Consider the following 13,881-nt stretch of genomic DNA (forward strand, 5'->3'; position numbering starts at 1 on the left):
TTACCCCCGGGTCATGAAGCGGTACTGGCTCGCGACGTCGCGCGCCGGCAGCGAGCGGTCGAGGAGCATGAGCGCGTCCATCCGGCAGTCGCACGGATTGCGGTCCGGCGAGCCCTGCCAGGGGAAGCTGCCGCCGATCTTGATGCCGCGCGGATCGGTGGCCGTGGTGACGTGCGGTCCGGGCCCGTTGATCAGCCACGGGTCGTCGGTACGGGTGTAGAACCCCTCGACCGCTTGGCCGTTGCGGTAGAGCGCCATGGTGCCCGCGGTGAAGTCGAACGTGGCCGTCAGGTGCACCCACTCGTCCTTGGGCAGCAGGGTGCGCCAGTCCTCGTTCGCGGCGAACGTCTGCGAGTTGCCGCCGTCGAGGCGCCGGCCGAGCGCGACCAGGCGCAGCGTCCCGTCGACGTCGATCAGTTCGAGCAGCGCCCGTACGGAGTGCCCGTCGGAGTCGCCGGTCAGCACCCCGGTCAGGCCGATCGCGTTGAAGCCGGCGGCCGGTCCGTCCATCGCACGCTTGAACCAGCCCATCACCGTGGTGCCCTCGGCCGCGTTGAACGCGCGCAGCGTGCGGACGCCGCTGGCCGACCAGATGCCGGCCTTCCAGTCGTCGGTGGTGCCGGCGGCGACCGGCCGGGTCTGCAGGACCTTGCGGCCCCGGGGGTAGGCGCGGTCCGGCACGCGCATGGCCGCTCCCCCGTTGACCAGCTCGATCTCGGTACCGGAGCGGCCCTGGTCGGCCTCCAGCGCGGGATCGGCCGGCATCGGGTGGTCGAAGTCGTAGAAGGCGACCAGACTCGATCGCAGGGACGGATGGACGTCACGCGGGCCGGTGGAGCCCGCCTGCGCCGGGACCGCGGCGGCGCCGATCGCGACGACCACGGCGGTGGCGAGGAGTGCGCGCCTCATCGGAACACCTCTCAGCTCTTCGGAGTGACTTTCGGCTCGGCGGGACGGCCGCCGAGGTAGAGCTCACCGAGCTGGGGATCGGCCAGCAGCTGGGCGGCCGGGCCGGAGATGTGCACCCGGCCAAGGTCGAGCACGCAGCCGATGTCGGCGGTCTCCAGCGCCCGCCGCGCGTTCTGCTCGACCAGCAGCACGGCCGTGCCGGCGTCGCGCATCCGCACGACCTGCTCGAAGATGGTGCTGGTGGCCTTCGGGTCGAGGCCCATCGACGGCTCGTCGAGCAGCACCACCTTCGGGTCGACCATCAGCGAGCGGGCGAACTCGACCTGCTTCTGCTGGCCGCCGGAGAGCAGGCCGGCGAGCGATCCCCAGCGCTCGGCGACCACCGGGAAGAGCTCCTTGACGAAGGCGGCCCGCTCGGCGGCCTTCGCCTTGTCCTTCAGGGTGTAGCCGCCGAGCAGGACGTTCTCCTCGACGGTCATCTCCCGGAAGACGCTGTGACCCTGCAGCACCAGGGCGACGCCGGCGGCCAGCATCCGCTGCGGGCCGATGCCGGTGACGTCCTCACCGCCGACCAGGATTCGGCCGGACCGGGGCTTGAGCAGCCCGCTGGCCACCTTGAGCACGGTGGACTTGCCGGCCCCGTTCGGTCCGACCAGGCAGACCACCGAGCCGGCCGGCACCGCGACGCTGAAGCCGCGCAGCACCGGGGCGGCCCGGCCGTAGCCGGCCTGCACGTCGACGAGTTCGATCTCAGACACCAAGGTAGGCCCCCAGCACGCGCTCGTCGGTGCGGATCAGCGACGGCGGGCCCTCGGCGATCGGGGCGCCGCGGTCGAAGACCACGATGTGGTCGCTGATGCTCATCACCAGGTCCATGTTGTGTTCGACGATCACGAAGGTGCGGCCCTCGGCGTTGAGCTCGCGGACCAGCGTGCCGATCCGGTCCAGCAGCGCCGGGTTGACGCCGCCGGCCGGCTCGTCGAGCAGCACGGTGGCCGGCTCGCCCATCAGCACCCCGGCCAGCTCCAGCAGCTTCTGCTGGCCCCAGGACATGGCGCGGGCCTCGATGTCGCTCAGGTGCTCGATGCCCAGCCGGGTCAGCCAGCCGCGGGCCCGGTCGACCTCGGCGCGGTGCCGCGCGCCGCGCAGCCCGCCGGTCACCCCACCCGGGCGTACGGCGGCCAGCACGTTGTCCAGCGCCGTCATCCGGGGGAACACCCGGCAGAGCTGGAACGTGCGGCCCACCCCGGCCCGGGCGATCAGGTGCGGCGCCCTGCGGGTGATGTCGGTGCCGCCGTACGTGACGGTGCCGCTGTCGGCCCGGATCATGCCCGTGACGCAGTTGAAGAAGGTGGTCTTGCCGGAGCCGTTGGGTCCGATGAGCGCGTTGACCTGGCCCTCGCGGAAGGTCACCGTGGCACCGTCGAGCGCCACCACTCCCCCGAACGCCTTGCGCAGCTCCACCGTCGCGAGGCTCATTTGGCCACCTCCGCCCGTTGCCGTTCGGTCTGCAGGTCGGCCGCGCTGACCTCACGGATCGAGCTCTGCGGCGACGTGCGCAGGCGCTGCCACAGGCCGGTGATCGCGGGCAGCACGCCGTCGGGCATGAACATGACGACCAGGCCCAGCAGCACGCCGGTGGCGACCAGGTGCAGCGGGGTGTTGCCGAACTGACCCTTGAAGTACTCCAGCGCGGTGCCCACGATCAGCGCGCCGGCCAGCGGGCCGAACAGGTTGCGCACGCCACCCAGCAACGCCATCAGCACGAGGTAGGAGCCGGTGAGGATGGAGAACTGGAAGACCGGGTCGAGGTCGCCGAACCACAGCGCGTACAGGCCGCCGGCCAGCGCGGTGAAGCCGGCCGACACCACGAAGACGATCAGCTTGTACGCGAACGTCGGGGTGCCCAGCGCCTCGGCCTTGTCCTCGTCCTCGCGGATCGCCTTGAGGCCCAGCCCGAAGCGGGACCGGTCGATCAGCCACCAGGCCAGCAGGGCCAGCGCCAGCAGGGCGGCGAACAGGTAGAAGAAGACCCGGTGGTGTTCCGGGCGCCGCAGGTCCGGGAAGGGCCGCGGCACCACGAGTCCGCGGGAGCCGCCGGTCACCGAGGCCCAGCTCTGGAACACCAGGAGCAGGATCAGCACCAGGGCGATCGAGACGATGACGAACGACGCGCCGCGTACCCGTAGCGCGGCCAGCCCGATCGGCACCGCCAGGGCCGCGACCGCCAGCGCGGCCACCGCCAGGGCCACGAAGCTCGGCAGGCCCGCCTCGGTGACCAGCAGCGCGGTGCCGTAGCCACCGAGGCCGGCCAGCGCGCCGTGCCCGAGCGAGATGTAGCCGGTGAAGCCGCCGACGAAGTTCCACGAGGTGGACAGCACCGCGTAGTTGAGCACCACGATGCCGGCGGACAGGATGTACGGATTGGGGGCCAGGCTCGGGAAGGACAGGACCGCGGCGGCCAGCAGGACCAGCCCGATCCCCTTAGAAACGCTGCGCAAGACGACCTCCGAAGAATCCCTGCGGCCGGAACGCCAGCGTGGCGAAGAGCGCCAGGTAGAAGATGGTCTGCGCCCAGGTGGTGCCGAGCGGGATCTGCAGCAGGCTCTGGATCAGCCCGAGCAGCATCGCCGCGGCGGCCGCGCCCGGCACGCTGCCCAGGCCGCCGACCACGATGATGGCCATCAGCGGGCCGATCCAGTGCCAGTGCAGCGACGGGTAGATGGTGGTGTCCAGCGACAACGCCGTGCCGCCGACCGCGGCCGTGGCCAGCCCCAGTCCGAAGCCGTAGCCGGCCACCTTCTCGGTGTCGATGCCGACCAGCCGGGCCGCGTCGCGGTGCTGGATGGTGGCCCGTAGCGCCCAGCCGAAGGTGGTCTTCTTCATCAGCAGGTACAGCGCGGCGAGGGCCAGCACGGCCAGCCCGAAGGCGATGAGCTTGACCACGGCGATCCGCGCGCCGAAGACCTGCAGGCTCGCCGAGCCGTAGCCGAGCTGGATGCGCCGCTGGGTGCCGGTGAACGCGTACCCGAGCAGTCCCTCGATGATCAGCGCTACGGCGAAGGTCAGCAGGACCGACATCATGGTCAGCGTGAGCGCCCGCAGCCGGGACAGCAGCCCTCGCTGCAGCAGCACCCCGGCGCCGAAGAACAGCGGCACGGTGACGATCAGCGAGAGCAGCGGGTCGATGCCCAGCCGGGTGTGCGTCCACCAGGCCAGGTACGCCGCCAGGATCAGGAACGCCGAGTGCGCGATCATGACGACCCGCATGATGCCGAAGTAGAGGGTGAGCCCGGCCGCCAGCAGGGCATAGAGCCCGCCCAGCAGCAGACCCAGGATCACGCTCTGGAACAGCAGTGCACCGGAGGGCATGCGAGTCTCACCAGGCCGGCTTGGGATAGACGAAGTCGGCCTCTTTGACGGCCGCCGGCAGCACGATCTTGATCTTGCCGCCGACCCACTGCTGGATCATGTGCGCGCCCTGCGGCTTGCCGGTCCGGTCCCAGCTCAGCGGCCCGACGACGGTCTCCACCTTGTTGCCGTGGACCCAGTCGACCAGCTTCTGCTGGCAGTCCCCCTGCTCGGCGCAGCCCACGGCGGTCACCGCGGCCGCGACGACCTGCCCGGTCGTGTACGCGTTGGCCTGGTCCTCGTCGGGCGCCTGGCCGAACTGCGCGGTGAACTTCTCGACGAACTCCTTGTTGCTCGGGTACGGCACGTCCGGGCTGTAGCCGGTCGGCGAGAGCACACCCTCGGTCTTGTTGCCGATCGCCTTGGCGAACTCGGGGTTGGTCGGCGCGCCGGAGAAGGCCGCGAGCTTGGGCTGGTAGTTCAGCTGTTGCAAGGCGACGATGAGGTTGACGCCGTCCTGGTACTGCGAGCCGCCCACCAGCATGTCCGCCTTGGACGAGGCGATCTTCGCGGCGATGCTGCTGAAGTCGGTGGTGTTGGGCGGGTAGACCTCGTTGACGACCGTCCTGATCCCGGCTGCCTCCAGCTTGTCCTTGAGGCCGTACGCCGTGCCCTGCGCGAACGGGTCGTCCATGGCCGCGTAGGCCACGGTTTTGGGCCGCTTGTCCGCCGGCAGCGCCAGCAGATACTCCGCGAGGTGGTTGTAGTGGTCGTTGGCCACCGCCGGGGCGGCGTAGAACAGGTTCTTGAAGCCCTGGGAGAAGACCTCCTTGGCCGCGCCGGCCGGCTCGACGAAGAGCATGCCGTACTCCTCGGCGACGCGGGCGGCCGGCACCACGAGCCGGGTGGAGAACGGGCCCACCACCAGGTCGGCCTCGTCGCTGCCGATCAGCTGCTCGTAGTCGGCGACGACCCGGTCCGCGTTGGACTGGTCGTCGAGGATCTTCAGCTGGATCTGGCGCCCGAGCAGGCCGCCCTTGTCATTGGTGATCTTGGCCCAGGCCTCGTAACCCTGCTGCACGCCCTTGCCGGGCTCGGAGAAGTCCCCGGTCAGCGGCAGCGAGATGCCCACCAGGATCGGGTCGTCGGTGGCGGTGGAACCGCCGTCGCCGTCGCCGCTGCACGCGCCGAGGGCGAGGATCGTGGTCGCGCCAAGGGCCGCGGCCCAGCGTGTACGCCGTAGTGATGAACGCATCCTCGGAAGCTCCTCTGCCCCGGACGTAAGCGCTTGCGAAAGCGCTTACGTAGCCTAGGGTGTGTGTCACGTCACTGGCAATAGCGGCGTAACACCAGCTTCACCGTCGGTGATCAACTGCGTGTGATCGTTTCCGTGGAGAGTGGACGGATGCCCAAACCCGGTCCGAGGCTGCGCCTCGTCGACGTCGCCGAACGCGCCGGTGTCTCGCTGGCCACCGCCTCCCGGGCCCTCGCCGGCCGCGACGGGGTCAGCGAGGAGGTGGCCAACCGGATCCGGCAGATCTCCCGCGAGCTGGGCTACGTGGCCAACCCGTACGCGCGGACCCTGGCCGGCGGGGCCAGCTCCACCGTGGGCCTGGTCGTGCACCAGGTGGACGACCCGTACTTCTCCGAGATCGCCGGCGGGGTCATCCAGGTCGCCGACGAGCAGAGCCTGCTGGTGCAGATCTGCCACTCCGGCCGCGACCCCGGCCACGAGCTGCGCCAGATCCGCAACCTGATCGCCCAGCGGGTCGGCATCATCATCGTGGCCGGCTCGGGCTACGACGACCCCCGCATCGAGGCCGAGGCCAAGGCGGACCTGTCGGCGTTCCAGAGCCTCGGCGGCCGGGTCGCGGTCATCGGCCGGCACTCCCTGGGCGTCGACGCCGTGCTCCCCGACAACGAGGCCGGCGGCCGGGCCCTCGGCGACCATCTGGTCGCGCTCGGCCACCGCCGGATTGCGGTCGCCGCGGGGACCCCGGGCCTGACCACGGTGGCCGACCGGCTCGCCGGGGTGGCGGCGGGCCTGCGCGCCCACGGCCTGTCGCTGGACGACCTGCCGGTGGTGCACACCGACTTCACCCGCGACGGCGGCCGGGCCGCGGCCGACCGGATCATCGACGAGCACCCCGGCACCACGGCGATCGTCGCCCTCAACGACGCGATGGCGATGGGCGTGCTGTCGGCCCTGCGCGCCCACCGGATCCGGGTGCCGGAGCAGATGTCGGTGGTGGGCTTCGACGACGTGTCGGTGGCGGCGGACCTGGCGCCCAGCCTGACCACGGTCCGGCTGCCGATGACCGACATGGGGCGGATGGCTCTGGAGCTGGCTCTCAAGCCCCGCCCGGCCCGGCCCCGGAGGCGGCCGACGGGCCACCAGCTGATCGTCCGCGACTCGACGGGACCGGCCCCGGGTCGCTGAACGCCCTCCGCACCAGGGCTACGGGGGTGGCCGGCTGGTGCTGTCTCGGTCGGGTGATGCGCGGGTCGCCACGACGTATCCCGCGGTGGTCACGCCCACGGCCACGCCCCAGCTGAGGAAGACCAGCAGCGTGGCGACCGTCGCCCAGCCCGTACGGACCTGCGCCCAGCTCTGCTGCCCGTCCAGCACCTGCCCGGCGAACACTCCGAAGCTCAGCACGCCGTAGGTCACCAGCGCGACCGCCACGGTGCCGGCGGGCAGCACCGCCAGCAGCCGCGGAACCCGCCGGCCGCCCACTACCGGCACCCACCGGGGGAACTGCTGCCCCCACCGCTGCACCAGCCCGAGCACGAGCAGCCCGGCCAGGGGCGGCACCACGGTGATGGCCACCCCGGTGGCCGTCGACAGGCCCGCGTCGGCGCTGCGCAGCTCCTGCTCGGAGATCCCGAACGGCACGCCGAGCACCCACAGCCCGTGCGGCACGGCCCAGCCCACGATGGGCAGCGCCACCGCCACGTACGCCCAGCGTCGCGCCCACCCCGGCACCGGCCGGAACTCGGTCGGCGGCGGTCCGCCCGGCGGCCCCACCACGTTGGCCAGCCCGGCGAAGGCGATGCCCCCGGCCAGCAACGCGACCCGGCCACCGATGTCCCGCCAGTCCGTGGGCCGCCCGGCGACTCCGGCCGGAATCTCGAAGAGCAGGTGCAGCGGAAAGGCCAGGACCAGCAGAATCACGGCCGCGACCCAGGTCACGGCCGCCTTCCACCGATGCGCGTACGCGATGAGCACGGCCAGCGCAACGCAGAGGCCGAGCGCGCCCCACCCGGCCGCGAACGGCACCGTGGCAACCTGGTCGGCCCCACACCCACCGGCCGGATGATCCCCGAGGTCGGTCCGGTCACAGGCGGTGTACCCCCAGCGCCCACCGGCGATCCAGGACAGCCGGAGCGCCACCTCACCGACGACGAACACCACGCAGGCGGCCGTAAGAGCACGACGTAGCGACATGCGCCGATCCTGTGACGGGCCCGCTGTGGACCGGCTGAGCCGTCCTCAGCCGGCTCCCAGCAGCGACACGCTCCGGGCGGCCTCCCGGCCGAGGACAATGGCTCTGTGAACCCCACCGAAGACGGGACGACGACGGCAGACGGTCGGTACCTCATCGTCTCCGGGCGCCGGCGGCAGGCGAGCGACCCCGCCATCCCGGACTCCCTGCGCCGCGAACTGGTGGCCGAGCTGACGGCCGCCCGCCGGCTCGCCCACGACGACCCGGACGCGGCCCGGACCCGGGTGCGGGATGCCGAGGTGGCGCTGGCCGAACGAGGCGATCCCTGGTGGGCACCGACGCCCGAAGGCCGGCGTGAGCGGCTGGCCGCCGCGATGCGCGCACTGCTGTGGCACCGCCGCCCCGAGGCCACCATCTGCCCCAGCGACGCGGCCCGGGTCGCCGGCGGCCCGGCGTGGCGTGACCTGATGGGCCCAGCCCGGGAGGTGGCGGGCGAGCTGGCCGCAGCGGGGGTCATTGCCGTTCGTCAGCACGGCGTCGACGTCGACGTGGCGGTCGCGGTGGGGCCGGTCCGCCTTGCTCGCGGCCCCGGCTGGTGACCAGCCGCTACGACCGGATGACCCGCGGTTCAGGACGATTGCGGCAGGTGCTGCGCGATCTCCCACATGGTGCCCGCCGGGTCGGCGAAGGCGGCTGTCCGGCGGCCCCACGGGCGGTCGACCGGGCCGTTGAGGATGGTGACGCCGTGCCGCCGGAGCTCCTCGCACGTGGCGTCGGCGTCGTCGACCTGGATGGTGATGAGCAGGCGGGCGCCGTTCCCCGGTGGGCCCACCGGCTGCGGCTCGATGAGCGTGTCGGCCCGGTCGGCGCGCAGGACATTGATCATCAGGTTGTCCAGCCGGACCACGGCCGAGGCCTCGTCCGCGTAGACGACCTCGAGCCCGAAGACGTCCTCGTAGAACGCCCGGGTGGCCGCGAGGTCCTCGGCGAACACCGTGATGACCTCGATCTTGCTCAGTCCCTTGATCACGCGCCAGTTCCTTCTTTCCACGATCGATCACGCGGCGCCTGCCGCCTGGCGGGACAGTAGTGGAAACGGGCCGTTCCGGCTGCCCCGCCCGCTACTCGACGTGCTCCCGGCAGCGTCTCAGGGTCTCGCCGAGGACCTCGCGGCCCTCCCGGGCCCAGACCGCCTCGTTGAAGACCTCGACCTCGATCGGTCCCGTGTAGCCCGCCGCGTCCACCGCCTCGCGGAAGCGGCGCAGCTCCACGCAGCCCGTGCCCGGCAACCCGCGGCCCAGCAGCACCCCGGCCGGCAGCGGCGTGACCCAGTCGGCGACCTGGAAGCAGGCGATCCGCTGCTCGCGGCCGGCCCGGGCGATCTGCTCCCACACCGCGTCGTCCCACCACAGGTGGTACGTGTCCACCACGACCCCGACCGCCTCGGCCGGGTACGGCGCCGCCAGGTCCAGCGCCTGCCCGAGGGTGGACACGACGCAGCGGTCGGAGGCGTACATCGGGTGCAGCGCCTCGATGCCGAGCTGCACACCCGCGTCCAGCGCGTACGGCACCAGCGTGCCGATCGCCTCCCCCACGTGGGCCCGGGCCGCGTCGGTGTCGCGGCTGCCCTCGGGCAGGCCACCGGAGACCAGTACCAGCGCCGGGGCGCCCAGGGTCGCCGCCTCGTCGATCGCGCGTTTGTTCTCGTCCGGCCAGCCGTCCTGCTGGAAGAAGCCGCCCCGGCACAGCGAGGTGACGGTCAGTCCCGCGTCGCGGACCAGCGCCGCGGATTTCTCGACGCCGTACGCCTGGACGTCCTCGCGCCACAGGCCGACGCCGGTCACGCCGGCCTCGACGCACCCGGCGACCAGGTCGGGCAGGGGCCAGTGCTTGGTCGTCGCCTGGTTCAGGGAGAAGCGCTTCACGGCTGCGCCACCCCCACGGTCGTGAGCCAGGCCCGGGCGCGGTGGGCGGCGAGCTCGGCGTCGGGCAGCAGCCCGGCGGCGTCGGCCAGGCGCAGCAGCCGCGCCAGGTGCCGCGGCGAGCGGCCGCTCTGCACGCCACCGACCATCGTGAAGTGGTCCTGGTGACCGGCCAGCCAGGACAGGAACACGATGCCCGTCTTGTAGTACCAGGTCGGTGTCTCGAACAGGTGCCGGGACAGAGTCACGGTCGGGGCCAGGATGCGGTCGTACGCCTCGAGGTCGCCCGCGTCCAGGGCCCGCAGCGCCGCCGCGGCCGGGGGTGCGATCGCGGCGAAGATGCCCAGCAGCGCCTCGGAGTGGCCCTGCTCGTCACCGCGGATCAGCACCGGGTAGTTGAAGTCGTCGCCGGTGTACAGCCGTACCCCGGCCGGGAGCCGGCGCCGCATCGCCACCTCGAAGTCCTCGTCCAGCAGCGACAGTTTGATCCCGTCGACCCTGCCCGGGTGCGCGGCGATGAGCTCGGCCACCGTGTCGGCGGCCTGTTCCAGCTCGGCGGGGCCCTGCTCGCCGGCTCCCCAGTAGCCGGCGAGCAGGGGGTCGAAGGCCGGGCCGAGCCAGTGCAGCACCACCGGCTGGTCGGAGTCGTCGATCAGCTGCCCGTACACGTCCAGGTAGTCCTGGGCCGTCCGGGCCGCGGCCGCCAGGTGACGGCTGCACATCAGCACCGGGACGGCGCCGGCTTCCTGCACGTCGGTCAGCTGTTCGCCGTACGCCTTGCGGATCTCGTCCAGGGTCGCCGGGCCGGGCGGGAGCTGGTCGGTGGCGACGCCGGCGACGATCGTGCCGCCCACCGCCGCCGCCTCGCGGGCCGAGCGCCGGATCAGCTCGCGGGCCGCCGGATAGTCCAGGCCCATGCCGCGCTGGGCGGTGTCCATCGCCTCGGCCACGCCGAAGCCGTGCGCCCAGAGGTGGCGCCGGAAGGCCAGGGTGGCGTCCCAGTCCACCGCGGGCGGCGCACCCGGCACGTTCTCGGCGCCGGGATCGGCCACGACGTGGGCCGCCGCGTAGGCGACCCTGCTGGTGAACGGCGCCCCGGGCGTGGCCCACCCGGCACCCCCGCCGGAAAGGGTCAACGACCCGTCCGGCAGGTGCAGTGTCCGGGTCACTGCTCCAGCTCCGGGATCTCGATGCGGCGGCCCTCACGGGCCGACTGCAGGCCGAGCTCGGCCAGCTGCACCCCACGCGCCCCGGCCCACAGATCCCACGTGTACGGGGTGTCCTCGGCCACGTGGCGCAGGAACATCTCCCACTGCGCCTTGAAACCGTTGTCGAAGTCCTCGTTGTCCGGCACCTCCTGCCACTGGTCGCGGAAGGAGTGGGTCAGTGGCAGGTCGGGGTTCCACACCGGCTTGGGCGTCGTGGCCCGGTGCTGGATCCGGCAGTTGCGCAGGCCCGCCACGGCACTGCCCTCGGTGCCGTCCACCTGGAACTCGACCAGCTCGTCACGGTTGACCCGGACGGCCCAGGAGGAGTTGATCTGGGCGACCACACCTCCGTCGAGCTCGAAGATGCCGTACGCGGAGTCGTCGGCGGTGGCCTCGTACGGCTCGCCGCGCTCGTCCCAGCGCTCGGGGATGTGCGTGGTGACGTGGGCGGTGACCGCGCGTACCGGGGCGAACAGCTGCTCCAGTACGTAGTGCCAGTGCGGGAACATGTCCACCACGATGCCGCCGCCGTCCGCGGCCCGGTAGTTCCAGCTCGGGCGCTGGGCGGCCTGCCAGTCCCCCTCGAAGACCCAGTAGCCGAACTCGCCGCGGATCGACAGGATCCGGCCGAAGAAGCCGCCCGTGATCAGTCGTTCCAGCTTGCGCAGGCCGGGCAGGAACAGCTTGTCCTGCACCACGCCGTGCTTGACCCCGGCCGCGTCGGCCGAGCGGGCCAGCTCGATCGCGCCGTGCAGCGTGGTCGCCAGCGGCTTCTCGGTGTAGATGTGCTTGCCGGCCTCGATGGCCAGCCCGATGGCCTTCTCCCGCTCGCTGGTCACCTGGGCGTCGAAGTAGATGTGCATGTCGGAGCGGGCCAGGGCCGCGCCGAGATCGGTGGTGCACTCGGTCAGGCCGTGGCGGCCGGCCACGTCCCGCAACTTGGCCTCGCTGCGGCCGACGAGCAGCAGCTCCGGCCAGAGCACGGAGCCGTCGCGCAGCGGCAGCCCGCCGCTCTCCCGGATGGCGAGCAGGGAGCGGACCAGGTGCTGGCGATAGCCCATCCTTCCGGTGACACCGTTCATGACGATCCCGATCGGGACGCGAGCGGACATGGGCCGACCCCCTCAGGTAAGCGCTTTCCCGGCAGGCTACCGGCGCGCGGACGCAACAGGCAAGCGGTTGCCCCCCGCCGCTGATGGACTAGTGTTCACGGCGTGGCGACTCTCGCGGACGTCGCGCGGCGGGCGGGGGTCTCGACCGCGACCGTGTCCCGCATCATCAACAACAGCCCCAAGCCGGTCGCCGAGGCGCTGCGCGAGCGCGTCCTCGCGGCCGTCGCCGAGCTGCAGTTCGTCCCGAACGCCAACGCGCAGCAGTTGGCCCGGGCCGACCGCACGGCCGTCGGCGTGATCGTGCACGACGTCTCGGACCCGTACTTCGCCGAGATCACCCGGGGTCTGCAGCGGGTCGCCACCGACCACGGGCGGCTGGTCATCATCTGCAACAGCTACCGCGACCCGGAACGCGAGCTGGCCTACGTCGATCTGCTACACGCCCACCAGACCGCCGCCATCGTGCTGGCCGGCTCGGGTTACGTCGACGCACCGATCACCGCCCGGCTGGACGGCAAGCTGCGGCTCTACCAGAGCACCGGCGGCCGGGTGTCGGTGATCGGCCGGCACGAGCACGCCGGTGACGCCGTGGTGCCGGAGAACGAGCCGGGCGGCTATCTCGCCGGGGACGCGCTCTACCGGCTCGGCCACACCGCCATCGGGGTCATCGCCGGGCCGCGGCACCTGACCACGACCACCGACCGCCTCGCCGGGCTGCGCCGCGCTGCCAAGGAGCACGGGCACCGGCTGAGCGCCAAGCAGGTGATCTACGCCGACTTCGACCGCAACGGCGGCGCCGCGGCGGCCGCCACGCTGCTGGAGCAGAATCCGGGACTGACCGCCATCGCCGCGCTGAACGACTCGATGGCCGTGGGCGCCCTGGCCTGCCTGCGGGAACGCGGCATCGACGTGCCCGGGCAGGTGAGCCTGATCGGCTTCGACGACATGCCCGTCTCGGTCGACGTGACACCGCCGCTGAGCACCGTACGGTTGCCGCTGGAGGAGATCGGCGTCCGCGCGATGTCGCTGGCCCTGCGCGACGACGACCGGGACGGCCCGCTCGTGGAGCACGCGGCGGCGAAGCTGGTGCTGCGCGGCAGCACCGCCGCCCCGCCCCGACATTAGGCAGTCAGCTGGGCCACGTGCCGCGCGTCGACCGCCTCGGTGACGCCGCAGTTGGTGCACTGCATGTAGTAGCGGGCCGGGCGCACCGGGAACAGCGGGATGAAGAAGAGGCTGAACTTGGTGGTGCGCTTGATCAGCACCTGCGCCACCGTGGCACCACAGTAGGCGTGCAGCAGCGTGGGGGCCGCGATCTGGCGGTCCGAGGACTTGAATCCGAAAATGAGGAACACGCGTTGACGGTACCCAGCCACCGCGGAGCCACACCCGGACGGCGCCCGGCGCTGGACACGCTGCGCATCGTCGTCGTGTACGGCCTGGTGTTCTTCCACGCGGCCCTGGTCTTCGACGCGAGCGACGACTACTACATCAAGAACGAGGAGACCACCGGCGCCACCACCGTGCTGGCCGGGCTGGCCGTGGTGTGGGCGATGCCGCTGCTGTTCCTGGTCGCGGGCATCGGCGCCCGGCACTCGATGCGCCGGCGGGGACCGGGTGGCTTCGCCGTCGAGCGGCTGCTGCGCCTGGGTGTGCCGCTGGTCTTCGCCACGCTGACCATCGTGCCGGTGCCGCCGTGGCTACGGCTCAGGGCCGAGCCCGGCTACGACGAGAGCTACTGGGAGTTCCTCCCCCGGTTCCTCGATGTGCGGTTCACGCCGGGCGACTTCCCGTTCGTCGTGGGGGGTGAGCAGTTCGAGACCGGACATCTGTGGTTCGTGGTGCTGCTGCTGACCTTCTCGCTGCTGCTCGTGGCGGCCGTCGTCCGGCTGCCCGCGACCGCGCGGCGGCGGGCGGTCGAGGCGGCCGCCGG

Annotated in this window: 16 protein-coding genes; 4 read left to right on the top strand and 12 right to left on the bottom strand. The window is 72.1% G+C overall.

Features of this window, described 5'->3' with window-relative positions; translation table 11 throughout:
* Genes ACWEOZ_RS36925 through ACWEOZ_RS36950 form a run of 6 tightly spaced genes read right to left on the bottom strand, consistent with a single transcriptional unit; the run spans nucleotide 1 to nucleotide 5,515 of the window.
* Nucleotides 1–909: a LamG-like jellyroll fold domain-containing protein gene (locus tag ACWEOZ_RS36925; protein ID WP_451915312.1), complete on the bottom strand. Its 909-nt coding sequence runs from the start codon at nucleotides 907–909 to the stop codon at nucleotides 1–3.
* Nucleotides 910–920: 11 nt separating this feature from the next.
* Nucleotides 921–1,667 carry an ABC transporter ATP-binding protein gene (locus ACWEOZ_RS36930; protein ID WP_451915313.1) on the bottom strand — a complete coding sequence of 249 codons (747 nt, stop codon included), beginning with the start codon at nucleotides 1,665–1,667 and terminating at the stop codon, nucleotides 921–923.
* Nucleotides 1,660–2,388, bottom strand: coding sequence for an ABC transporter ATP-binding protein (locus tag ACWEOZ_RS36935; protein WP_451915314.1), 729 nt, complete (start codon nucleotides 2,386–2,388; stop codon nucleotides 1,660–1,662). Before ACWEOZ_RS36935 ends, ACWEOZ_RS36930 begins: the two co-directional genes overlap by 8 nt.
* The gene (locus tag ACWEOZ_RS36940) at nucleotides 2,385–3,410 is read right to left on the bottom strand and encodes a branched-chain amino acid ABC transporter permease (RefSeq protein WP_451915315.1); all 1,026 of its coding nucleotides are present in this window, start codon (nucleotides 3,408–3,410) and stop codon (nucleotides 2,385–2,387) included. The genes ACWEOZ_RS36935 and ACWEOZ_RS36940 overlap by 4 nt, the downstream gene beginning before the upstream one ends.
* Nucleotides 3,394–4,281, bottom strand: coding sequence for a branched-chain amino acid ABC transporter permease (locus ACWEOZ_RS36945; RefSeq protein ID WP_451915316.1), 888 nt, complete (start codon nucleotides 4,279–4,281; stop codon nucleotides 3,394–3,396). The genes ACWEOZ_RS36940 and ACWEOZ_RS36945 overlap by 17 nt, the downstream gene beginning before the upstream one ends.
* A 7-nt stretch (nucleotides 4,282–4,288) precedes the next feature.
* Nucleotides 4,289–5,515: an amino acid ABC transporter substrate-binding protein gene (locus ACWEOZ_RS36950; protein ID WP_451915317.1), complete on the bottom strand. Its 1,227-nt coding sequence runs from the start codon at nucleotides 5,513–5,515 to the stop codon at nucleotides 4,289–4,291.
* Between the two features lie 150 nt (nucleotides 5,516–5,665).
* Here ACWEOZ_RS36950 and ACWEOZ_RS36955 point away from each other — a divergent pair, with 150 nt between their 5' ends.
* Complete coding sequence (locus ACWEOZ_RS36955) at nucleotides 5,666–6,700, top strand: LacI family DNA-binding transcriptional regulator (protein ID WP_451915318.1); 1,035 nt, start codon at nucleotides 5,666–5,668, stop codon at nucleotides 6,698–6,700.
* A gap of 18 nt (nucleotides 6,701–6,718) precedes the next feature.
* Here ACWEOZ_RS36955 and ACWEOZ_RS36960 read toward each other — a convergent pair whose 3' ends face one another.
* Nucleotides 6,719–7,708 (bottom strand): hypothetical protein, encoded by a 990-nt coding sequence (locus ACWEOZ_RS36960; RefSeq protein ID WP_451915319.1) that lies wholly within the window; start codon nucleotides 7,706–7,708, stop codon nucleotides 6,719–6,721.
* Nucleotides 7,709–7,813: 105 nt separating this feature from the next.
* Between ACWEOZ_RS36960 and ACWEOZ_RS36965 the strand changes: the two genes are divergently transcribed.
* Nucleotides 7,814–8,305, top strand: a complete 492-nt coding sequence (locus ACWEOZ_RS36965; protein WP_451915320.1) for a DUF3253 domain-containing protein — start codon at nucleotides 7,814–7,816, stop codon at nucleotides 8,303–8,305.
* 29 nt (nucleotides 8,306–8,334) lie between these two features.
* Here the strand turns inward: ACWEOZ_RS36965 and ACWEOZ_RS36970 are convergent, their stop codons facing one another.
* The 4 genes from ACWEOZ_RS36970 to ACWEOZ_RS36985 form a co-directional block, all read right to left on the bottom strand.
* A complete protein-coding gene (locus ACWEOZ_RS36970) occupies nucleotides 8,335–8,736 on the bottom strand; it encodes a VOC family protein (RefSeq protein ID WP_451915321.1) in 402 nt (133 codons plus the stop codon).
* A gap of 91 nt (nucleotides 8,737–8,827) precedes the next feature.
* Complete coding sequence (locus tag ACWEOZ_RS36975) at nucleotides 8,828–9,631, bottom strand: sugar phosphate isomerase/epimerase family protein (protein WP_451915322.1); 804 nt, start codon at nucleotides 9,629–9,631, stop codon at nucleotides 8,828–8,830.
* Nucleotides 9,628–10,797, bottom strand: coding sequence for a dihydrodipicolinate synthase family protein (locus ACWEOZ_RS36980; protein WP_451915323.1), 1,170 nt, complete (start codon nucleotides 10,795–10,797; stop codon nucleotides 9,628–9,630). Before ACWEOZ_RS36980 ends, ACWEOZ_RS36975 begins: the two co-directional genes overlap by 4 nt.
* Entirely contained in the window at nucleotides 10,794–11,948 is a 1,155-nt protein-coding gene (locus ACWEOZ_RS36985) for a Gfo/Idh/MocA family protein (RefSeq protein WP_451915324.1), read from the bottom strand. Before ACWEOZ_RS36985 ends, ACWEOZ_RS36980 begins: the two co-directional genes overlap by 4 nt.
* A 102-nt stretch (nucleotides 11,949–12,050) precedes the next feature.
* Here ACWEOZ_RS36985 and ACWEOZ_RS36990 point away from each other — a divergent pair, with 102 nt between their 5' ends.
* Entirely contained in the window at nucleotides 12,051–13,073 is a 1,023-nt protein-coding gene (locus ACWEOZ_RS36990) for a LacI family DNA-binding transcriptional regulator (RefSeq protein WP_451915325.1), read from the top strand.
* On the opposite strand, the gene ACWEOZ_RS36995 is transcribed toward ACWEOZ_RS36990, so the two are convergent.
* Complete coding sequence (locus ACWEOZ_RS36995) at nucleotides 13,070–13,303, bottom strand: zinc ribbon domain-containing protein (protein WP_451915326.1); 234 nt, start codon at nucleotides 13,301–13,303, stop codon at nucleotides 13,070–13,072. The two genes, ACWEOZ_RS36990 and ACWEOZ_RS36995, sit on opposite strands and share 4 nt — an antisense overlap.
* A 3-nt stretch (nucleotides 13,304–13,306) precedes the next feature.
* Between ACWEOZ_RS36995 and ACWEOZ_RS37000 the strand changes: the two genes are divergently transcribed.
* Nucleotides 13,307–13,881: acyltransferase family protein (locus tag ACWEOZ_RS37000; protein ID WP_451915327.1), on the top strand; the 575-nt coding region annotated here is incomplete at its 3' end.

The organism is Actinoplanes sp. NPDC004185 (assembly GCF_053603475.1).